Source organism: Streptomyces alfalfae, assembly GCF_004127445.1.
In the GTDB taxonomy this organism is placed as follows: Bacteria; Actinomycetota; Actinomycetes; order Streptomycetales; family Streptomycetaceae; genus Streptomyces; species Streptomyces alfalfae.
The window spans coordinates 155,648-175,558 of the sequence record NZ_QEXM01000057.1; the positions used below are offsets into that span (position 1 = coordinate 155,648).

Annotated in this window: 17 protein-coding genes and 1 pseudogene; 8 read left to right on the forward strand and 10 right to left on the reverse strand. The window is 71.2% G+C overall.

The window, feature by feature from the left end; translation table 11 throughout:
- Window positions 1-3: 3 nt before the first annotated feature.
- On the reverse strand, window positions 4-2,865 hold the full coding sequence (locus tag DCW30_RS35410; protein WP_123985643.1) for a hypothetical protein: 2,862 nt from the start codon (window positions 2,863-2,865) through the stop codon (window positions 4-6).
- A gap of 226 nt (window positions 2,866-3,091) precedes the next feature.
- Between DCW30_RS35410 and DCW30_RS35415 the strand changes: the two genes are divergently transcribed.
- Together DCW30_RS35415 and DCW30_RS35420 are read left to right on the forward strand one after the other, a co-directional pair.
- Window positions 3,092-3,496, forward strand: a complete 405-nt coding sequence (locus tag DCW30_RS35415) for a hypothetical protein (protein ID WP_076688096.1) — start codon at window positions 3,092-3,094, stop codon at window positions 3,494-3,496.
- Window positions 3,497-3,545: 49 nt separating this feature from the next.
- The gene (locus DCW30_RS35420) at window positions 3,546-4,139 is read left to right on the forward strand and encodes a GOLPH3/VPS74 family protein (protein WP_076689801.1); all 594 of its coding nucleotides are present in this window, start codon (window positions 3,546-3,548) and stop codon (window positions 4,137-4,139) included.
- 160 nt (window positions 4,140-4,299) lie between these two features.
- Here DCW30_RS35420 and DCW30_RS35430 read toward each other — a convergent pair whose 3' ends face one another.
- Window positions 4,300-5,190: an LLM class F420-dependent oxidoreductase gene (locus tag DCW30_RS35430; RefSeq protein WP_076688097.1), complete on the reverse strand. Its 891-nt coding sequence runs from the start codon at window positions 5,188-5,190 to the stop codon at window positions 4,300-4,302.
- Between the two features lie 208 nt (window positions 5,191-5,398).
- Here DCW30_RS35430 and DCW30_RS37815 point away from each other — a divergent pair.
- Window positions 5,399-5,656: pseudogene (locus DCW30_RS37815) on the forward strand (cation transporter); the annotation flags it as partial.
- Between the two features lie 643 nt (window positions 5,657-6,299).
- Here DCW30_RS37815 and DCW30_RS37825 read toward each other — a convergent pair.
- Window positions 6,300-6,773: a hypothetical protein gene (locus DCW30_RS37825; RefSeq protein WP_237283489.1), complete on the reverse strand. Its 474-nt coding sequence runs from the start codon at window positions 6,771-6,773 to the stop codon at window positions 6,300-6,302.
- A gap of 208 nt (window positions 6,774-6,981) precedes the next feature.
- On the opposite strand from DCW30_RS37825, the gene DCW30_RS35445 reads away from it, so the two are divergent.
- Together DCW30_RS35445 and DCW30_RS35450 are read left to right on the forward strand one after the other, a co-directional pair.
- The gene (locus tag DCW30_RS35445) at window positions 6,982-7,788 is read left to right on the forward strand and encodes a MerR family transcriptional regulator (RefSeq protein WP_076688099.1); all 807 of its coding nucleotides are present in this window, start codon (window positions 6,982-6,984) and stop codon (window positions 7,786-7,788) included.
- On the forward strand, window positions 7,785-8,774 hold the full coding sequence (locus DCW30_RS35450; RefSeq protein WP_076688100.1) for a BtrH N-terminal domain-containing protein: 990 nt from the start codon (window positions 7,785-7,787) through the stop codon (window positions 8,772-8,774). The genes DCW30_RS35445 and DCW30_RS35450 overlap by 4 nt, the downstream gene beginning before the upstream one ends.
- Before the next feature lie 242 nt (window positions 8,775-9,016).
- Here the strand turns inward: DCW30_RS35450 and DCW30_RS35455 are convergent, their stop codons facing one another.
- The gene (locus DCW30_RS35455; protein ID WP_076688101.1) at window positions 9,017-10,174 is read right to left on the reverse strand and encodes an FAD-dependent monooxygenase; all 1,158 of its coding nucleotides are present in this window, start codon (window positions 10,172-10,174) and stop codon (window positions 9,017-9,019) included.
- A gap of 71 nt (window positions 10,175-10,245) precedes the next feature.
- Here DCW30_RS35455 and DCW30_RS35460 point away from each other — a divergent pair, with 71 nt between their 5' ends.
- Window positions 10,246-10,818, forward strand: coding sequence for a TetR/AcrR family transcriptional regulator (locus DCW30_RS35460; RefSeq protein WP_076688102.1), 573 nt, complete (start codon window positions 10,246-10,248; stop codon window positions 10,816-10,818).
- Between the two features lie 167 nt (window positions 10,819-10,985).
- Here DCW30_RS35460 and DCW30_RS35465 read toward each other — a convergent pair whose 3' ends face one another.
- Both DCW30_RS35465 and DCW30_RS35470 read right to left on the reverse strand, forming a co-directional pair.
- A complete protein-coding gene (locus DCW30_RS35465; protein WP_076688103.1) occupies window positions 10,986-11,543 on the reverse strand; it encodes a C45 family peptidase in 558 nt (185 codons plus the stop codon).
- Window positions 11,492-12,814: an APC family permease gene (locus DCW30_RS35470; RefSeq protein ID WP_198501510.1), complete on the reverse strand. Its 1,323-nt coding sequence runs from the start codon at window positions 12,812-12,814 to the stop codon at window positions 11,492-11,494. The genes DCW30_RS35465 and DCW30_RS35470 overlap by 52 nt, the downstream gene beginning before the upstream one ends.
- Before the next feature lie 96 nt (window positions 12,815-12,910).
- On the opposite strand from DCW30_RS35470, the gene DCW30_RS35475 reads away from it, so the two are divergent.
- Window positions 12,911-13,894: a helix-turn-helix domain-containing protein gene (locus tag DCW30_RS35475; RefSeq protein WP_076688104.1), complete on the forward strand. Its 984-nt coding sequence runs from the start codon at window positions 12,911-12,913 to the stop codon at window positions 13,892-13,894.
- A gap of 159 nt (window positions 13,895-14,053) precedes the next feature.
- On the opposite strand, the gene DCW30_RS35480 is transcribed toward DCW30_RS35475, so the two are convergent.
- Window positions 14,054-14,686, reverse strand: coding sequence for a TetR/AcrR family transcriptional regulator (locus DCW30_RS35480; protein ID WP_076688105.1), 633 nt, complete (start codon window positions 14,684-14,686; stop codon window positions 14,054-14,056).
- 147 nt (window positions 14,687-14,833) lie between these two features.
- Here DCW30_RS35480 and DCW30_RS35485 point away from each other — a divergent pair, with 147 nt between their 5' ends.
- Window positions 14,834-15,568, forward strand: coding sequence for an SDR family NAD(P)-dependent oxidoreductase (locus tag DCW30_RS35485; protein WP_076688106.1), 735 nt, complete (start codon window positions 14,834-14,836; stop codon window positions 15,566-15,568).
- Between the two features lie 849 nt (window positions 15,569-16,417).
- On the opposite strand, the gene DCW30_RS35490 is transcribed toward DCW30_RS35485, so the two are convergent.
- The 3 genes from DCW30_RS35490 to DCW30_RS35500 form a co-directional block, all read right to left on the reverse strand.
- Entirely contained in the window at window positions 16,418-16,969 is a 552-nt protein-coding gene (locus tag DCW30_RS35490; protein ID WP_076688108.1) for a hypothetical protein, read from the reverse strand.
- A gap of 231 nt (window positions 16,970-17,200) precedes the next feature.
- Window positions 17,201-18,589 (reverse strand): amidohydrolase family protein, encoded by a 1,389-nt coding sequence (locus DCW30_RS35495; protein ID WP_076688109.1) that lies wholly within the window; start codon window positions 18,587-18,589, stop codon window positions 17,201-17,203.
- Window positions 18,590-18,692: 103 nt separating this feature from the next.
- Window positions 18,693-19,736 carry a DMT family transporter gene (locus DCW30_RS35500; protein ID WP_079250447.1) on the reverse strand — a complete coding sequence of 348 codons (1,044 nt, stop codon included), beginning with the start codon at window positions 19,734-19,736 and terminating at the stop codon, window positions 18,693-18,695.
- Window positions 19,737-19,911 lie beyond the last annotated feature (175 nt).

Genomic DNA, 19,911 nt, shown 5'->3' on the forward strand with positions numbered 1-19,911 from the left:
GGCTCAGCGGCGGCCACCCCCTCCGCCCGTGCCGGAACCGCTGTTCGGGGAGCTGACGCAGCCGTTGCAGGGGCCTGTGCCCTGCCGCAGATAGCGGCGCTGGTTCGCCAGGTCGATCGCGGGCGTCAGCGAAGTGGCCCCGGCGGGGATGCCGATGCCGAACCGGGCGTAGAAGGCGAGCAGGCCCGCGTCGGCACGTTCGACCGCCGCCCGGGTGCGGTCGTAGGCCACCGTCGTCAGGCGGCGGACGTCGAGACGCACGAGTCGGCCGCCGTCGGGCGGGGGTCCGCCGATCCCTTCGCCCCACCGGTGGAAGATCTTCTTCATCGGGCCGTCCTCCACCAGCCCGCCGAGGTATTCCTTGACGAGCTGCACGGCTTGGTTGTCGCCCAGGGGGAGGGCGTCGAAGGTGCGGGTGATCGCGAGGGAGGCGAGCTCGGCGAACCGGTCGGTCTGCTGTTCCCGGTCCGCGGCACGCCGTTGGCTCTCGTCGAGCTGGTCGAGCCGGCCGTCGAGGTCGTCGGCCGCCGGAGGCCGCGCGGGTTCGGGCGCCGGATCGTCGCCGGTGACCGCGGCGGCCTGGAAGCGGCCGACCTGCCGGGCGATGTCCAGCGCCGTCTGGTTCACGGGCTCGCCCGGCGAGGAAGGAGCGGCGCGGTGCACGGCGAGGACCACCGCCCTCAGACGGGAGGCGGACCGCGGATGCGCCGAGACCTGTCGGTGGATCTCCTTGTACGCGGCGGCGGCGCCTTCGGCGTACTGCCGACGCTGGACCTCAAGGGCGTATCGCTCGGCCACCGGCCGCTTCCACGTGCCCTCGGACACCGGGGCGAGGACGACGAGGAACAACAGGGCGACCATGATGCCGACGTTGACCCCTGAGAAGGACCGCCGTGCGAAATCGGCGGTGATGCCGAGCGGCAGCCGGGCTCCGCTGAACCGCGCCGGGCGAAGCCGCCGTCTGACCCGCTCGACGCGGTCCGGCCAGCGCAGTACGAGGTAACTGCCGACAGCGAGGACCGTGTAGACCGCGAGCCAGTACGACCAGTGCACCTCGGTCAGTGCTTGGACCTTCTCCACGAAGCCGCGCACGGCGGTGACTTGGGGCGGGGTGAATGACAGGACGTTGGCCAGCCACACGATGAGCACGGTCAGCACCAGACCGAGTGCCACGGACAGGGCGATGTCCGCCACCGCCCGCACCGTTGGCCGCGTCGAGTCCTGCAGCGTCCGCCAGCCGCGCCAGGAGAGCCAGACGGCGAGCGGGAAGAAGAGCCCGGCGGCCGGTGCGACGGTCAGCACGTCACCAGAGACGAGTTGCTCGACGGCGAGGACGACCAGGAACACACCGGGGAGATCGGGAAGGTGGCGCATCAGCACGCGTTCGGACGCACCGCACCGCCTCACCGCGAGCAGCACCGTCCAGCCGCCGAAGAAGAGCAGTACCACCAACGGCACCAGGCGGGAGGGGAAGGCGCGGAACAGGAGGAAGAGCAGTATCACCGGCGGAACGACCGTGCACAGCGCGAGGGTGGCCGCGGCGACGTACCGGCGATGCCGGAACCAGCGGATCACGGATTCGACGAGCAGCTCGCCCACCAGCTTCGGCACGGCCATGAGGGCTGCCGACAGACCCAGACCGAAGACTGCCCCCACCAGGCCGCCGAGGGCGCCTCTGAGGACGGCCAACAGTGCGGACACCGGGCCGTCGATGTCCTGCCGGCCTCCGAGACGCCAGGCCGCCCACACGCCTGCCCCGAAGGTGACGTACAGGGCCAGACGTTCCGGGACATCGTCCGGTGTCTCGTCATCATCACCACGGACGGCGGACGCGGACCCGGACGACGCGGACCCGGGCGACGCGGCCCCGGGCGACGCGGCCCCGGTGGAGTCCGGTGCGGTCGAATCTGGTGCGGTCGAAGCCGATGTGGTCGCGTCGGTTGCCGGCGAATCCGGTGCGGTCGCGTCGGATGTGGCCGAATCCGGTGAAATCGGAGCGCACGCGGTCCGGGAGGCGCGCGCGTGCAGCTCACGGGCGACGCCGACGAGAATCTCCAGATTGGGTATCTGGTAGCCGGGCCTGATGAAATGGGTCGGGAAGTCGCTGCCACGCGAGGTGATCAGGAGGTCGTCCTGGTCCGTGAGGGAGAACGAGTCGACGTCCTCCCAGGCGGTGAAGTCGTCCTGGCCGCGCCTTTGCCGTACGGTCAACCCCGCCTGGCTCAGCAGGATGCCGCCGAAGAGGACCTCGCCGCCACGCAGAGCCGCTTCGGTGGCCAGGCCCAGCTGCGCGTCCAGGACACCCCGCCGGATCGCGGGACCCCACTCCTCCTCCCGCGGGAGCTGGGCTCCCCTGATCACCGTACGAGTACGCGTGCCGGGGACCTTCTCCCCGCCGAGTGCGGGGCCGCAGTGCGCTGCCCCGAGTGTGGCGACGCTGCCCTCGGGATTGGACAGCTTGTAGCGGTTCGAACCGTTCGTGAAAACAGAGGCCGACCGCCAGGGATACACCGCTTCCGTGCCGTCCGCCGCAGTCGCGACAAGGCCCTTCTCGTACAGCCGGAACTCCACTCTGGTGTGCCGCCGGTACCACAGTGCCCGTACGGCGAAAGGCCCCAGCAGCGCCAGCCCGCCGAGCACTCCGGCCGCGACGTTCCCCTCCCGGGCGAAGAACGCACCGACGAGAATCGTCAGGAGGTAGGTCAGGGCCGCGAAGGGAAGCAGGGCCAGCAGAAGCAGCGCGTACGCGGAGGGCCTTCTGCGCTGCGGGCGGTAGGTGCCGCGATGACTTCCCAGCTCCGGGTGGTCCGTGCCCCCCTCCGCGCCGTCCTCCGCATCGCCCTCCGCGCCCATGAGTCCATCCATCCGGGAGACGTTCCCACACAACGACTCTTGTACGACGGCCGGTTGATGTCGCGCGGCACGGTAGCACCCCCATGGAGCGGGTGGGGCCGGTTGTGTGAGGTGCGCGAAGGGATCTCGGATCGGTTCGGTGATTCACGTGATCGAACCGAGGAACATGTGCGTTAATGTGCCCGGCAAATCTTGCTGGGTTCGACAGAACGCGCATCGCGTGACACGGGGGTAGAGAATGAAGTCGATTGACCGGTTCAGTCTGAAACTGCGTGCTTCCACCGCATCGGTGGCCGTCGGAGCCGCCCTGGCTGCTTCGCTGCTGACAGCGTCCCCCGCCGTGGCCATGTGGATCGACGACAACCCCGGACCCGCCGTCGACAGCTGCCCGCCCGGCAATGTGTGCGTCTACGACGCCTTGATTCCTGTCGGTATGACGCCCGAACACCGGTACTACTACTACGGCTCGTACAACTTCGTGAACGAGACCAACGACCACACCGTGTGGAACAACCAGACCGGCGGAGCGCGCGCCCTGCTCTGCCTCGGTTACAACGGCACGAACTGCACCGTGACGATCCCCGCCGGGCAGGCGTTCCACGGATCGCTCACGCCGTACAACTCGATCAAGCTGGTCCCCTGACCGCGCCCGGGAGCCCGCCCGTGTCCGGCCACCTGACGTGGAGCTGCTCATGACCACCGCACGAGACCTCGCGATCATCGCCCAGGAGCCGGCCGCCGACGGACCGGTGGAGCCGGGCACCCTGTCGCTCCTGCTCGCGGGCGCCGAAGTCCTCGACCTCATCGCGGCTCAGGCCGTTGTCCTGGACGGCGACCGCATCGTGCCGGGCGGCCAGTCACCCACGGGGGACCGCCTGCTGGACGAGGCGGCCTCGGCGCTCGTGGCGCAGGAGCCGTACGAGACGGTCGAGGACTGGCTGTGGCGCCGTGGCCGCGGGCTGTCCTCCGCCTACGCCGAGGAACTGGAACGAACCGGCCTCACGACCCGGCCGCGGGGCCGCCGGATTCCCCTGCGGACCGGGCGGACGGAACTGGTGGACTCGGCCGCCCGGCGGGAGGCGGGCGAGCGCTGGGCGACGGGCGAACCCACCCTCGCCGCACTGGCTGCCGCCGCCGGGCTCCGTGAGGAACCAGCCGTAGGCCTCACCGACGACGTGGTCACCGTGCTGGCCACCGTCGGGAACGCCGTGCAGGAACTGGAGGCCGTACGGCAGCGGAAAGTGATCGAGGACGCCGCTTTCGACAACATCTGGCGCGGCTACTGAGCACGGGCTGCCGACGATCGCTTCCCGGTGGTTGACGGCAGCGTGACCCGGGTGGCGACCGGGCCCGATACGGCATTTGGGCCCGATCCGGCCGGGCCCGATATGGCGTCCGGGCCCGATATGGCCGAAGGCGCCGTATCAGGCCCGGCGGAGGAAGGTCCTACAGCGCGCCGCCGAATGCCTCGGCCAGCCGACGCCATTCGGTGCGCGGCAACGTCGCACCGCCCCCTTCGGCGGTGAGCACCTGGAGCGCGACGTGGTCGGCCCCGGCGTCGAGGTACTCCTGGGTCCGGGTCTTGACTCGCTCGGTGTCGCCGAGGGCGAAGAGAGCGTCGAGGAGACGGTCGCTGCCGCCGTCGTCGAAGTCGTTCTCCTCGAATCCCAGACGCAGCAGGTTGTCGGTGTAGTTGGGCAGCTGGAGGTACATCTCCAGCATCTTCCGCGCGGTGGTACGAGCCCGGTCGAGGTCGGTGTCGGGCACGACGGTCAGTTCCGGTGCGAGCAGGGCGTCGGGTCCGAGCGCCTCGCGCGCCTCGGCGGTGTGCTCGGCGGTGACGAGGTAGGGGTGCGCGCCCAGCGCGCGATCAGCCGAGAGCCTCAGCATCTTCGGTCCGAGCGCCGCGAGGACGCGATGGCCGGAGCTCACGGGCGGCTTGGCCGCGTCCAGCGCGTCGAGGTAGGCCACCATGGAGCTGTACGGCTTCGTGTACTGCGGCACCATCGGCCCGTGGCTGACGCCCAGGCCGAGGACGAAGCGTCCGCGTGCGCTCGCCTCGACGGCCGCGATGCGCGCTGCCACGTCCTCCGCGGTGTGATCCCAGATGCTGAGGATGCCGGTGGCCACGGTGACCGTACGGGTCGCGGCGACGACGGCCGCGGCGTCGTCGGGGGAGGGGCTGCCCCCGATCCAGAGAGTGCCGTAGCCCAGCTCCTCCAGCTCGGCGACGGCTTCCGCGATCTCTTTCCTGCCCGCCTCGTCCACCCGGGACCCGTGCAGGGCACCGCTCCAGATACCGATGCGGCCGAATGCGCTGTGTGTTTCAGAGGTCATGCTGGGCTCAACCGCGATCCGCGCCGCCTATTCCCGGCTCGAACGAACCTTCACCCGTTCGCCGCATGCGGGTCTGACGGCCCGTCGGTCCTGGGCGATCCCGCGTGTGCCGCCCGGCGGAAGCGGTCCGGGGACGGACGGCCGGCCTTCCGACGGGCAGGTGAGGGAGCCCTTGAGCGGTTCGGCAAGGAGCGCCGCACCTGCTGACCGTATCGCCGCTCTCTCGTTGGCGATCATGCCGTTCCCGTCGGCCGCCCAGCGCAAGGCCGGACGCGAACTCGGCTCCGCGACCGCCGTCGCCGACTCCGAGCAGACCCTCCTCTGCACCTACCTGTCCGCCGTCCTTCTGGTCGGCCTCATCGCCAACAGCCTCCTGGGCTGGTCCCGGACCGATCCTCTCGCCGCCTTCGTCATCGCCGAATCCCGGGCGTGCAGCGCTGCCTCGGTGGTCGCCGGATGGCCGTAGCCGTCGGTGGTCGGCGCCATCGACCGCGGACCGTCCACTTTCCGCAGTGGCTTCCCCGACTCCGCGTCCCGGAACCAGACGGTGCCGGACATGTGTACGTGGACCATCTTCCGGCCCCCGGGCAGATACCGCCCCAGCACCGACGGATCGGACAGCCGCAGTGGATTCGGTACCGCGGGCCAGGTGCCGGCCGGTCGCCAGGCCTTGCCCCGTGCGAGGCCCTGCGCGCTGCCGTCCGGCGCCAGCACGGTCAGCCGCTTGCTGTCCGGCCGCCACACCAGCGCCGAGAACCCGGTGATCCGCATCGGGCCTTCTCGGCCCCGCGGCTTCGTGCCGGGCGGGCCGAGCCGCCGCAGGACCAGCTTGCTGGCCAGGCCGTCGAGGATCGCCGCGTCCTTCCCGTCCGGGGCCACCGCCACCTGCGGCGCTGCGCAACTCAGGCAGGAGCCGGGGATGTCGGCCCCGCTCTCCCAGGCGATCCGGGTGTGCTGCCGCAGGTCCCACAGGCTCAGCGAGTCCGAGGAGGCCGACAGGAGCCGGTCGCCGCCGGAGCCGACGACGGCGAGAGTGTCCGGCGACACCGGCCCGGCACCCGGCAGCGCCAGCGGCCCGGAGCCCTTCTTCACCCGCCCGTGCGTCCGGCTCACTCGCAGCGTCGAGCCGATCGCCACCGCCGTGTGCGTGCCGCCCCGGCTGACCGCGAGCGCAGGCCGTAGAACACGCCGCGCAGCCAGGCCGTGCTGGGCCGCCGCCGCTGCGGGTACCGCAGGAGTTCCGCCAGGCCCAGCGCGAAGGCGGCGCCCGGTGAGGGGCCTTCGATACGGGTGGGCGTACGGTCGGTGACCATCAGCCGCCACAGCACGCAGCGCGCCCCGCGGTCGAGGCCGGCCACCGTCCACGCCCGGCCCAGCGCGGTCGCGAACTGGCTGTCCGAGCTGCGCAGTCCGGTCATGTGCCGCGGATCGGGGTAGAGACCGGGCGGTCCGGCGGGGAACGCGCGGAGTTCCAGGACGCCGGTGGCGCCTGCCTCGCCGGGGCGCTCCGTTTCGCCGAACACCACGGCGATCTGCACCCGCCGGCTCACCTCGCAGCCCGCCATCAGCAGCGTGGCGGCCACCAGCATGCTGTCGGGCGCGGGGGCCGGCCGCCCCGGGCAGGTGCGGGACGCGTTCCCGTACGGCGTCGAGGCGCGCGGCGGCTGATTCCGGCACGGCGTTCAGGCCGCGGCCCGACGGTTGCACGGGCGCCCTGCCCCGGTCTCGACGATCCGGGCAGGGTGACGCCGTACTGGACTCTCCCACCGTGGGAGAGTCCACCATGATGGCGTGCAAGACGAACTTCTCACCATCGGGCGCTTCGCCCGCATGTGCCGCCTCAGCATCAAGCAGCTACGGCACTACGACGAAACGGGGCTGTTGGCCCCGGCCCGTGTGGACGCCGGCTCGGGCTACCGCTATTACGCACCCGAACAGGCGCGTGACGCCCTGACGATCGCGCTGCTGCGCGACATGGATCTCCCCTTGGCCGTGATCGCCCGGGCGCTGGCTGCCGGGCCTGAGAGCAGGACCCTGATCCTGCGTGCTGAGCGGGACCGGCTGGCCGAGCGGATCAGCAGGGACCGGGCCCGGCTGGAGATGCTGGAGCGGCTGGCGGAGGGCGGCCTGCCCGGCTACGAGGTGACGATGGGCCGGGAGCCGGAACGACGGCTGGCAGTGGTGCGAGCGGTCTGCGCCCCTGCGGAGATCGGCGACACGGTCGAGGAGTGCGTGGGGCGGCTGCTTCCCGGACTCGGCCAGGCGGGGGTCGTATGGGAACCGCCGCTGTGGGGGCTGTACCCGCTGGATCTGGAGGCGAGCATGGAGATCGCCGTCGGAGTGCGGACCCCGCGGGAGGAAGGCCTGCCCGGACTGGAAGCCGAGGTGCTGCCCGCCGGCCTCGTTGCCGAGACCATGCACATCGGGCCCTACGCCCAACTGCCCTTGGCCTACCACGCGCTCTTCGCCACCCTCCACGAACGCGGCCTGCGCCCGCGAGCACCCGTACGCGAGGCCTATCTCGTCGGGCCGGCAGAGGCGCCACAAGAAGAACTGATGACCCGACTGATCATCCCCGTCCAGGAGAGCACGGCATGACCATGGTGGCAGGCGTCGACGCCCGCGGCACGAAGCACTGCGAGACGACAGCCCTGGGGGTGTTGCTGCGGCACCAAGGAGTCGATCTGTCCGAGCCCATGCTCTTCGGCCTCGGCTCCGGTCTGTCCTTCATCTACTGGGACAGCAAGCACATGGGCTTCCCCTTCCTCGGGGGACGGAGCAAGCCTTTCGAGCTCACCAGAAACCTGGCCGACAGGCTTGAGCTGGAGCTCCTGGTCCAAGAGACCACATCCCCGCGCAAGGCATGGCACAACGTCTCGGCCTCCCTCGACGCCGGCCACCCCGTCGGACTGCAGCTCGACAGCCACTACCTGGACTACTTCGGTTCGAAGGTCCACTTCGGCGGCCACATCGTGGCCATGTACGGCTACGACGACCACCAGGCCCACCTGGTGGACACCGACCAGCAAGGCGGAGCGGTATCCACCAGCCTGACCAGCCTCGCCCGGGCCAGAGCCGCACGCGGCCCGATGGCCGCCAAGCACCGCTCCTTCACCCTCACCGCACCGACGGACCTGCCCTCCCCGCAGGACCAGATCATCCCCGCCATCACCGCCTGCGCCGACGCCTTCCTCCATCCGCCCATCGCCAACCTCGGCCACCGAGGCATCGAAAAGGCCGGCAGGCTCGTGCGCACATGGCTCCAGCGGGCCGACGTACCGCAGCGCGACCTGCCCCAGGCCGCGCTGCTGATGGAGAAGGGCGGCACCGGCGGCGCCCTGTTCCGCAACCGCTACCGTGATTTCCTCGGCGAATGCGCCGACCTGCTCGACAGCCGCCACCTGCGCACCGGCCACACGCTGTACACCGAGGCGGCCACCCTGTGGACGGAAGCAGCAGAACTGATCAGGCAGGCGGGCGAATCGGGCGAGACGCGGTTTCTCATGCAGGCCGGCACGGTCCTCGGCGATCTTTCACGCATGGAGCGCGCGGCCATGCAGGCGCTGAGCTGCATCGAGGCGTGAGGCGCCACGTGGCGGCGCGCATCCGTGAGCCGGACTGCCCAACGCCGCCCGGGGGTGCCAGCGCGTCGCGAGGCCGGCGAGGGCGTTCAGGCCCCGGGGAGCCTGATAGGCCGCGGGGAAGGTCGCCTCGAAGCAGTGCCCGGGAAGGCCGACCGAGGCCGATCCATGTGCGGCTGGTCGCGCCGAAGACTGTGCATCGGAAGCGGCCTGGTGGTGAGTTGGCGGGAGAGGGCCGCATCGGATCACTCCAGTTGTGGCGGAACCCAGGCGTGGTGACGGAGGACCATGTGCGTTGCGGCGCGGGAGGGTGCCAGCCGCATCGCCGTGTTCCGCAGGGCGACGGCCAGTGGGTGGGTCAGCTGCTGGCCCATCCGTCCGGCCTGGCGGGCGGCCCGCGCCACGGCCTGACTGCGCGGTCGGCGCTCGGCGTCGTAGCGAGCGAGCGCGGCCTCCACGGTGGGCTCGGCGGTCAGCGCGGCGGCCAGGGTGACCGCGTCCTCCAGGGCCTGGCAGGCACCCTGCCCCAGGTGGGGGGTCATCGCGTGTGCCGCGTCGCCGAGCAGCACGGTCCGGCCGACGGTGTACGAGGGGAGCGGTGTGCGGAGCTCGTTGACGTCGTGGTGCAGCACGGCGGCGGGCCGGGTCGCGTCGAGGAGGGCGGGGATCGGGTCGTGCCAGGTCTGGAAGCGGCTGCGCAGTTCATCCAGTGGGTCGGCGAAGCGCGTCCCGGCGGGGAGGTTGAGGACGGCGTGCCACTCGGCCCGCCCGTCGTGGAAGGCGATGTGCCCGAACTCGGCCCCGCGCCCCCAGGTCAGCTCGAAGTCGGTGGGCAGGTCGACCGCCTGCTCGGTGATGGCGCGCAGCACCGTCGAGCCGCTGTAGACCGGACCGGGGTGGTCCGGGAAGAGACGGCCGCGCACTGCGCTGCCGATGCCGTCGGCCGCCACCACCAGATCGGCGTCCAGGACCGTGTCGCCGCAGCCGACTCGAACCGTGCCGGGGCCGGACTGCTCGACCGAGTCCGCCTCGGAGCCGATCGACAGCGACTCGGCGGGCAGGGAATCGCGCAGCAGCCGGTGCAAGGCGGAGCGGGGGATGCCCATGATCGGCGTGCCCACCGCCTCTTCCAGCGCCGAGCCGTCCATCCGGGTCAGCCAACGGCCCTGTGGTGTGCGAGTGCCGCCGTTGTACTGGCCTCGCGAGGCGTCCCGTACCGCCTCGCCGACACCGAGTTCATCCAGTGCCCGCAGGCCGTTGGCGGCCAGTGAGATGCCCGCGCCCGCGTCGTCGAGCGTCCGGGCACGCTCGACGACCGTTACTTCCCATCCGATGCGGAGCAGTCCAATGGCGGCGGCCAGCCCGCCGATGCCCCCTCCGACCACCACTGCCGTGTCGCCCATGCCGAAGACCTCCCCTTCTACACCTGTAGAAAGGGACTCTATCTGAGGCTCTACAGGTGTAGAAAGGAGTCATGGTTTCGGATCGGCGCACCCTCCTCGCAGACGCGGCTCTCGACGTACTCGCCGACGAAGGGATCCGCGGCCTGACCCACCGTGCGGTCGACCGCAGAGCGGCCATGCCGCTCGGCACCACGTCGGCCTACTTCCGCACCCGAGCCGCGCTGCTCACCGGACTGGTCACCCGCCTCGTCCAACTCGACCAGGCGGAGCTGCAGACGGTGGCCGAGGAGCTTCCGCCTCTGCGCACCGCCGGGGAGCTGGTGGACGGCATGGCGCTGCTCGCCCGAAAGCGACTCACCGGTAAGGGCCGCCGCCGCTCGCTCGCTCGTTACGCCTGCGCCGCCGAGAGCGTGCGTGACCGTGAGCTGCGGGAGATCCTCGTACCCCGCGAGAACGCCGGCCGCGAAGCGGTCCGGCTGTTCCTCTCCGAGCACGGTGTGACGGACCTCGACGATCGCACTCACACCCTGCTGACCTGTGTCGACGGACTGGTCTTCGACCGGCTGGTGAGCGGGGGCGAAGTGCCGCGCGAGGCCCTCGAAGGCCTGGTCGCCGCCGCCCTGCGCCAGGACGGGGGCGCCTAGGCCGATGACGAAGAGTGGGGGCGCGCCCTGACCGGCTCCCTGACGGCGCGGCAGGTTCAGGCCCGGGGTCGGAGCGTGTTTCCGGCGATGGGCGGCCTCCGTGCCGGAGGCGTTGCACGTGTGTGACCGTCGCGGCCTGGCCACTTCCGGCCGGCGTCGTTCGCTGGTCAGTCGGCCGTGAGGATGCGCCAGTCACGGGTGCCGATGTCGGCGGGGGTGCCATCGAGGATCGAGGCGGTACGGGTCGCGGGTTCGAGGGTGATCGTCGCGAGGCTGGCCCAGCGCTGGCCCAGGGGTTGGTCCGGGTCGGGCAGGCAGGTCACCGGCGGCTCGCCGGGACCGGTCACGAGAAGTTCCGGCAGGTCGTCGACGGTCGCCGGCCGCCTCCGGGTGAGGCGGTCGAGGACGAACGCGCGGCGTGCGCCCGAGTCGGGCTGGTAGAGCCAGCTCTTCTCCCCGGCGGCCGGGACCGGCGTGAGGAAGTGGTTGGTGCGTACGAAGGTGTCGTGCTCGGACGGCGCCTCGAAGACCCCGACGGGGCTGATGTCCAGCAGGACGGCATCCGTCTCGTCGAACAGCGCGAACGATCCGGAGGAGGCGAGGGGAGCGGTGACGACGGTCGCACGTCCGGCCCGTTGGGCATGCCGCCGCGGTGTCCGCTGCGGGAGCGGAGCTATTCGGTCGTCTCCGACGCGTTCTCGCGTCCGGTCCGGACCGTCGCCCACCGGTAGATCAGCGCCACAACGGCGACGATCACCGGTACGAAGATGTAGGCGGAGGCGAAGGGGGCCACCAGGGCGGTGAGCGTGAGCGCGGTCACCGCATGGACGCGGGCCCGCCCTTTCAACAGCCGTGTGCCGGCGGCCGTGCCGATGAGGTAGGTGACCAGGACCAGGGATGACGGGATACCCACGATGTCCTCGGTGCCCCAGTCGCCGAGGTGGCCGAGGAGCAGGCCGGCCGCCCCGATACCACCCACGATCAGCACGCCGGCCACGGGCACACCGCGTGCGTTGACCCGCCCCACCGGGGCCGGGAGCCAGCCGTCACGGCCGAGCGCGTATCCGAGCCGGGAGACGGAGGCGATGAAGGCGTTGGTCGTGCCCAGGCTGATCAGTGTCGCGAGGACCGCGGCGGTGACGGTCGCGCTGAAGCCCAGCCCCGCGCCCAACACCCGGCCGACGGCGATGCGGTCGAGTTCGGGATCGCCGTAGGTGCCGGTGCTGACGACGGCGAAGGACACACCCAGGTACAGGACGACGACCACGACGACCGTGGTCACGGTGGCACGGGTCAGGTCTCGTCGGACGTCCCGGAACTCACCCGAGAGATGAGCGACGGCTTCCCAGCCGGCGAATGCGAAGAACAGGGCGACGGCCGCCTGCCCGACCCCGGTCATGCCATGGGGCGCGAAGTCGGTGAACTCGGAGGCCTCGGCATGCGGCAACGCCGTGAGCACGGCGGCGAGCAGGAGCAGGGCGACTCCGCCGGCCAGGCCGAGTTGCACCCTGCCGCTGAGCCGCAGCCCGGCCAGGTTGGCTCCGATCGCCAGCGCCAGGATGACCGCCGCCACGAGGAACGCGTACGACTGATCGACGTGCAGGGCGGTGGCGACGTAGTAGCCACCGGTCAGCGGCACGATCGTCTGACCGATGGAGCCGGCGACGAAGTACCACCACCCGGCCAGCCCGCCCGCGGTTCTGCCGAACGCCCGCGTCGCATAGGTGGCGACCCCGCCGGCGTCCGGGTACCGAGTGGCCAGGGCGGCGAACGTCATCGCCAGGGGCAGGCCGAGCAGCCCCATGAACAGCCAGGACAGCAACGACGCCGGGCCCGCCATGGAAGCCGCCTGACCAGGCAGGACCAGCACACCCGCGCCGAGCACGGCGCCGACGTACAGCGCCACCGCCTGACCGAAGCCGATGCTGCCGCGCACCGGCGGGCCGTCCGCCGGCTCTTCCTGCTTCGCGCTCCGCGTCTGCCTGGTGGGGCTCACCTGCGCTCCTTCGGTGTCGGTCGGGCCGCCCGAGGTGCCGCCCTCCGAGCATGATGAGACTTCCGAAGCACGGCAGCCAGTGGCAAACTTGCCGCCATGCGCACTGATTTTGCCGCCCATCGCGTGGCCGTCGCGGTCACCGAAGGAGCGCCCATCTTCGAGCTGGCGGTGCCGTGCGAGATCTTCGGCATCGACCGGCCCGACCTGGCCGACCCCTGGTACGAGCTGCGCATCTGCGGCACCGAGCCCTCGACCCGTGTCGCGGGCGGATTCACCGCCCACGCGACGGGCGACATGGCCGACCTCGTACGCGCCGACACCGTGGTGGTCCCGAGCTGCGCCAGCGTGCACGAGTCCCCGCCGACGGCACTGGTCGCGGCCGTCCGCGAGGCCCATGCCGCGGGCGCCCGGATCGTCGGGATCTGCTCCGGCGCCTTCGTCCTGGCGGCGGCGGGCATCCTGGACGGCCGCCACGCCACCACCCACTGGATGCACGCGCAGGAACTCACCCACCGCTACCCGAAGGTGCACATCGACCCGAAGGTGCTCTACGTCGAAGACGGCGGCGTCTACACCTCGGCAGGGACCGCCGCGGGCATCGACCTGTGCCTGGAACTCGTCCGTGCCGACCACGGAGCCGGCGTCGTCAACGCCCTGGCCCGCCGCCTCGTGACACCACCGCACCGCGAGGGCGGCCAGGCCCAGTACCTCGAACTGCCCGCGGTGGCCCGCGACGACACACGCCTGGCGCCCCTGCTGGAGTGGGCGCGCTCCCGGCTCGACCAGCCCCTCACGCTCGACGACCTCGCCCGGCGGGCCAGCCTCAGCCGCCGTACGCTGGCCCGTCGCTTCGAGGAGACCGTCGAGATGTCACCCCTGCGCTGGCTGCTGCACGAACGCATCCACCACGCGCAACGCCTGCTCGAAACCACCGCGCTGCCCATCGAGCATGTCGCGGCCAACAGCGGGCTCGGCACGGCCTCCAACCTGCGGCGGCACTTCATCCGGCAGGTCGGCGTCTCCCCGCAGAGTTACCGACGCGCCTTTCAGGGCAGACAGGCTCGCCGCCCAGGTCACTGAGCAGCACGACAGGATGAGGGCGGCCCTCCCTCGTCGTAGATGATCGGCGCCGCACACTGCCGGCCGACAGGGGCGACTGGGCCGATGCCCCCTCGGGCAGGGCGGATGCAGGACGTCCGCCCGGGTCGGGGTTGCGTCCTGGTGAGGCGTCCGCGCTCGCTACGGCGTGCCGGCGAGCCTGCTCATCACGTCCGGAATCTGCTGCGGGGCCGGCGGGGCGAAAGGAAGCGGCCCGTGCGCTGCCTCCGTTCTCACCCCGTCGAGCAGGAAGGCGACTTGGCGGCGCCACGCGTCGGGCGCCGTGTCCGCGACCGCGCGAGCGAGCAGCGCGCTGGTGCCGAAGAAGAGCAGGAGGTCCTCGCCGGTGAAGTCCGGGCGGATGGCGCCGGCCAGTCGGGCTCGCTCGATGATCCGTGTGGCGGCGTCCTGTGCCTGGCCGCAGATGGCCATCAGGCACTCGGCAGCCGGAAAGCGTCCGCTGACGACGTCGGCGACCGCGGGGTCGGTGGCCTGCAGTTCACAGACCCTCTGGACGTAGTAAGCGAATCCCTTCCCGGCGTCCTCGAAGGACAGGGCGTGCTCGGCGGCTGCGCCGAGACGGTCCGCGGCCAGGCCGGCCACCACGTCGTCGATGAGCGCCTCGCGCGTGCCGAAGAGGTTGTAGAGAGTGCCGTGACTGACACCGGCCCGGCGCGCGATCTCTTTCAGGGGCACCTTGAGGCCGCGCTCCTGGAAGAGCTCGGCGGCGGCTGCCCGTAGTTTCTCCGCGTTCCGTTGCGCGTCGGCCCGCATCAGGTCGTTCCTCCTGGCTCTGAAGTCGCGGCCTCCATGGTCGCATCCTCCGACAGATTAACTTGACCCCCGGGTCAACTCTCATGCTACCGTCCGGGAGTAAGTTGACCCAGGGGTCAAGAAACTGCCATGGCAAGGGGTAGTCCTGTGTCCAAAGTGATCGCTGTTTTCGGCGCCGGTACCGGTCTGGGTGTGTCCGTGGCCCGCCGCTTCGGGCGCGAAGGCTTCCGGGTCGCGCTCGTGGCCCGCCGCAAGGACCGGCTGGACGCCCTCGTCGAGGTGCTCACCGGAGAAGGCATCGAGGCCGTCGCGTTCACCGCCGATCTCTCCCGGCCCGCCGAGGTCCCCGCTCTCGTCGAGGCGATCCGGGACCGCTTCGGCCGCATCGACGTGGTCGAATACGGGCCGATCAGCGGCGACCAGGGCTTCACCCCGGCCGCCGAGCTGGACGCGGCCACCCTTGAGGGCTTGACCCCGCTGCTGCTGTTCACCCCGGTCGAGGTGGTCCAGGCTGTGCTGCCGGAGTGGACCGAGCGGGGTGAGGGCGCCTTCCTGCTGGCTCTGGGATATTCGGCCGCGCAGCCCATGCCCCACCTCAGCGGCCTGGGCCCGGTGATGGCCGCCACCCGCAACTACCTGTACTCCCTCAACGCCGAGCTGGCTGACAGGGGTATCTACGTCGGCGCCCTGACCATCGCGTCCCTGATCGCCCGCAGTGAGGTGTCCGCCGCGGCCCAGGCCGCCTTCGAGTCGGCGGACGGTCCGCACTTCCCGGTCACCGACCCGGACGACCTCGCGGAGGACTACTGGAACATGTACACCAGGCGCGACCGCGTCGAGCGGTTCCACCCCGAGTCGTTGACTCCGCAGGCCGCCGCGTAGCGCACGTGACCACCTCGCAGCGCCCGTGATGTCCAGGGGCGGGCGCGTGGGGGCGAAGTGTGGCCCGGCCGGGCCGCGAACGCGACGTACGCCCGAATCCCGTCTGAAACACCAGGTCACCGACGTCCTTTGCGCGAACGGGACGCCACGGCGGTTCCTGCGCGGGGTGTTTGGTCCGGCCGGTTCGGCGCTTCTGATCTCCGCCGCCCGTTGCCATCGGGAGATGGGCGACAACCAAGCCGGGCTGCCCCTGGCGGCGGAGGGGGCGGGCAGGCGCCGGGAGCTCGCCGTGGACGAGTGCAGTGCGGTCGCCCTCGCGGACGCGTTGACCGCCGCTCCGTGGGAGCTGGTTGTCGGCCACGATACGGAGGACGACAGTCCCGCGGCCGACACCGCGGCCGCCGAGGAAATCGGCTTCTTCCGGACCTGGAGGCCCCTCAGAGCGCCGAGGCCACCGAGGCGATCCTTCACTGGGCCGACCTGCTGACCTACCACGCCGCATTCCCCGCCGGGGCGGCCGTGATCTTGAGGCACTGCCCTTCGGCGTCGAGGCGACCTGGATCCTCCGAAAACGGGCCGGGCCGGCCTGGATCCGGACGCCTTCCTGCCGGCCTGCCTCAACTCCCTTACCCTCCAGGCGAAGCTGCCCCGAAGCCTGGGGCGAACTCACCGCAGCCGACGCGACCGAGCAGGCATACGCCCGCTGGGCCGCGAACTGACCGCGCCGCGGAGAGCCGGTGGCGTACACGCTGTCGGAGAGCCAGAGGCGGTCATTGCTCCATGCCGCATGCGCCATGGCGCGACCGAAGGGAATCGGGACCGATTCGTATCGGTTCATATCGACGTGCGTCAGGTTCTTACCGGTCCTGATCGGTTCCTCGCGATGTTCCGTATCTTCTTGCTGCTGCCTGATTCGGCGAGCAGGGCGAGCACAGCCGTCGCCGTCGACTTCTCGGCGAGGAGACGCTGCATCCAGTCCGTGACCTCTCCCAACTCGGCCGGTGTCGGCACGTGTCCGGCCTCGATGGACAGGTAGAACAGCCAGTCGTGGATGCGGCGGCGGATGAACTCGCGATACCTCTCCGCCTCCAGCCGGTCGATCTCCGGCAATAGTTCGGCCGACCACTGCCGAAACCCGGCAGGACCCGCCACCGTCATCGCGACCCTGTCCACGAAGGCGACCACCGCCGTCTTGGACGTGATCTCGTTGGGGTCGCGCAGGATCGCGGCCACGATCGCGCGGTCCCGGTCCCGGTCACCGCTCGCCGAGGAAGCGGTGAGCGAGACGACGCGTTGGTACGCGGACGACCGGATGTGCTCGTCCGCGACGGCATCGTCCACGTCCACGTCGACGATGCCGGCCCCCGCCAGCAACTCGGCCACATCGGAGCGCAATGTCATCGCTTCGTCCCTCGTCGAAAGGTCGACCCTCGGCGGCCCCGCGCCGCTCCCGTTCAGCGTGCTTCTCGGCGGTAAGCGCCAGATGCGGTGTCAGGGAGCACGGTGGCACGGGCGCCTGTGACGCGCGGGCGTGCACCGGAGCTGGGACGGGCGGCAGCCATGGACTCCATTCTCGCCGCAGTGTCGACCTGCCGGTGCCCGCATGCGCGTTCGCGCGTACGGCCGGTCGGCTCAGGCGGGGAGCGGCAGGCCGGCGGCGTGGAAGAGCCGGTCACGGGAGGCCGCGGCCTCGTGGAAGACGGCGTCCCCTGCCTTCAGCACACCGTTCTCCTTGAGGACGGCCCCGGCCACCACGACCAGGTCGACGTTGCCGGCGTGGCCACCCGCGACGATGGTGGCGGCGACGTCCGTGGCGGGCAGCGTGTTGGCGTGGTCGAGGCGGATCATGATCAGGTCGGCCTCCTTGCCGGGGGTCAGGCTGCCCGTACGGTCGTCGATCCCCGCGGCCCGTGCGCCCTCGACGGTCGCGAAGGACAGCAGGTCGGCGGCGTCGAAGGTCGGCAGGTCGGGGGCCCGGTCCATGGGCCCGGCCGCGCCGGCGAGGATCAGCTGCTGGTAGGCGAGCGTTGTCCGCATCACGCCGAACATGTCACCGCTCACGATCGTCTCGGTGTCCACGCTGAGGCTCGGACGGACACCGGCGGCCAGCAGCCGGTTGGTGGCCGGCTGACCGAGACCCGGCATGAAGACCTCCAGAGCGCCGGCCACGGACGCGGTGGCCCCGTGCGCGGCCAGCATCCTCAGCTCCTCGTCGGTCGACGTGCAGCAGTGGATGAACGTCATGTCGGAGGCCAGCAGCCCCGTCTCGGCGAGCTGCCGGATGGCCTGCTGCTCCGCCCCCCACTCGCCGAGGCCCACGTGCATGCTGATCCGCAGACCCAGCTCCCGGGCGAGCCGGATGTCCTGCGCGGACACGTCGGCGGTGGACAGCTCCGGCCCGCGGAGCATGGCGTTCAGCGTGACCCGCGCCGAGTCGTCGAAGAGCACCTTGTCGCGGATGCGCCGGATGTCGGCGGGATGCGTGCGGCCGCTGCCGAACTGCCACTGCTCGGCTTCCGTCGACGGCCAGCCGTGGTCGAAGACGGCTCGGATGCCCGACTCCCAGTGCGCGGCGATGGCCGCGTCCGAGTGCTCGGGGCTGTTGCTGATGTGGGACTCGTCCCGCACGGTCGTCACTCCGGCGTCGAGGGACAGCAGGTCGGCCGCCAGGTTGCCGATGTGAACGTCCTGGGGGTCGAAGTGCTGACCGAGGCCGATCTGCACTTGGCTGCGGTACTCCTGATAGGTCCAGGCCGGGCCCAGGTTCCGCAGAGCGCCCTGCCAGTTGTGCCGGTGGGTGTCGATGAAGCCGGGCAGCACGGCGCTCCCCGTGCCGTCGATGACCCGGGCCCGGTCATCGTGCAGGTTCCGGCCGACTTCGACGATCCGGCCGTCGGCGACGAGGACGTCACCCACCACGTTGCCGAGCTTGTCGTCCTGCGTCATCAGGTACGCGCCCTTGATCAGGAGGCGTTCCTTGTTCTGCGGCTGGTCGTGGTTCTGCGGCTGGTCGTGGGGCATCTGTGGTTCCTTTCGTGCCGCGAGCGGCACTGTGTCGCTTGTCTACGGGGTGAGGAGAGGGACGGTGGGTCAGGTCCGCTCGCGCTCCGGGAGCGGACGCGGATCACTGCCCGGGATCACTGCTCGGACGTGCCCGCGGGCGCCGGGAGGCGATCCAGACGGCGGCGAAGGTGAGCAACGCGCCGATGACGGTGAGGACGGAGGGGGACCGGCCGCCGGAGGGGACCAGGAAGTCCAGGGCGATCGAACTGGCGAGCTGTCCCGCGATCGAGGCCATGCTCAGCAGCAGGACACCGATCCGGCGTACGAGGAATGCCGAGGCGCCGATGAACACCATGCCGCACAGTCCGCCGAGGTAGACCCACCAGTTGGTGGGCAGGGGGTGCCCCGACGTTCCTTGGACGAGTGTCTTCACGCCCCAGGCGGCGGTGAGGAACACCGCTCCGACGCAGAAATTGAGCCAGGTCGCGGCGAGCGGCGAGCCCGAAGCGGCGGTCGAGGCCCCGTTCAGGGCCTGCTGCATGCCGAGCAAGAAGCCGGCGGCGAGCGCGGCGAGGGCGGGCAGGACGATGGTGGCGGGCGCGGAGGTGTCGGCGAGGCGGGGCAGCGCGGACACGACGGCGGCCACCAGGATGACGGCCGCTCCCGTGAGCCGGGCGGTGCCCGGGCGCTGCCTCAAACCGCCGCCGATACCCCGGGCGTCCACGATCAGACCACTGAGGGTCTGCCCGGCGATGGCCGACACGGTGAACATGGCGATGCCGGTGATCAGCGCGCCGGTGGACTGGGCAAGCGCGAACGTTCCGCCCAGTACCCCGGCCAGCAGGTACCGGCGGGGGAGCTGTCCGTCCCGGGCGGCCCCGGTCAGTCGGCGCATGGCATCACGCAGTCCGGAGGAGAAGACCGCGAGGAGGGACAGCAGGACGAATCCGCCCGAGAAACTGATCGCCGCCGCGGCGATGCCGTCGTCGAGACGATGACTCAGTTCGCCGTTGAGCCGGGCCTGGACCGGGACCACGGTTCCGGCGGCGATCGCCGCCGCGACGGCCAGGGAAACGCCGCGGGGCCCGGCCGGGCGGGAGTGCCCCCGTGACTGCGCACCGGGCCCGGCAGGACGGCGGTCCGAGTCGGGCGGTGCAGTGGGCATGGTCATGTCGTAGCCCTTCGGGAAGGCAGGTCGTAGCTGTTGAGCAGGACAGCAGGCGGTGTGGCCGAACAGGCCCGCCCGGTCCCGGCCGCCGGCGGCTGGTCGATCCCCGCCTGCGGCGAAAGGAGGGACGGCGCGGAGCCAGGAGTGGCGTGAAACGAGGGGTGGCGCGAAT

Bases quoted from the DNA above. Each gene is read 5' to 3' on its own strand.
- DCW30_RS35490 (WP_076688108.1), bottom strand. From the start codon at position 16,969: ATGACATTGCGCTCCGATGTGGCCGAGTTGCTGGCGGGGGCCGGCATC.
- DCW30_RS35450 (WP_076688100.1), top strand. From the start codon at position 7,785: ATGACCATGGTGGCAGGCGTCGACGCCCGCGGCACGAAGCACTGCGAG.
- DCW30_RS35460 (WP_076688102.1), top strand. From the start codon at position 10,246: ATGGTTTCGGATCGGCGCACCCTCCTCGCAGACGCGGCTCTCGACGTA.
- DCW30_RS35495 (WP_076688109.1), bottom strand. From the start codon at position 18,589: ATGCCCCACGACCAGCCGCAGAACCACGACCAGCCGCAGAACAAGGAA.
- DCW30_RS35455 (WP_076688101.1), bottom strand. From the start codon at position 10,174: ATGGGCGACACGGCAGTGGTGGTCGGAGGGGGCATCGGCGGGCTGGCC.
- DCW30_RS35430 (WP_076688097.1), bottom strand. From the start codon at position 5,190: ATGACCTCTGAAACACACAGCGCATTCGGCCGCATCGGTATCTGGAGC.
- DCW30_RS35500 (WP_079250447.1), bottom strand. From the start codon at position 19,736: ATGCCCACTGCACCGCCCGACTCGGACCGCCGTCCTGCCGGGCCCGGT.
- DCW30_RS35420 (WP_076689801.1), top strand. From the start codon at position 3,546: ATGACCACCGCACGAGACCTCGCGATCATCGCCCAGGAGCCGGCCGCC.
- DCW30_RS35415 (WP_076688096.1), top strand. From the start codon at position 3,092: ATGAAGTCGATTGACCGGTTCAGTCTGAAACTGCGTGCTTCCACCGCA.
- DCW30_RS35475 (WP_076688104.1), top strand. From the start codon at position 12,911: ATGCGCACTGATTTTGCCGCCCATCGCGTGGCCGTCGCGGTCACCGAA.
- DCW30_RS35410 (WP_123985643.1), bottom strand. From the start codon at position 2,865: ATGGATGGACTCATGGGCGCGGAGGGCGATGCGGAGGACGGCGCGGAG.
- DCW30_RS35480 (WP_076688105.1), bottom strand. From the start codon at position 14,686: ATGCGGGCCGACGCGCAACGGAACGCGGAGAAACTACGGGCAGCCGCC.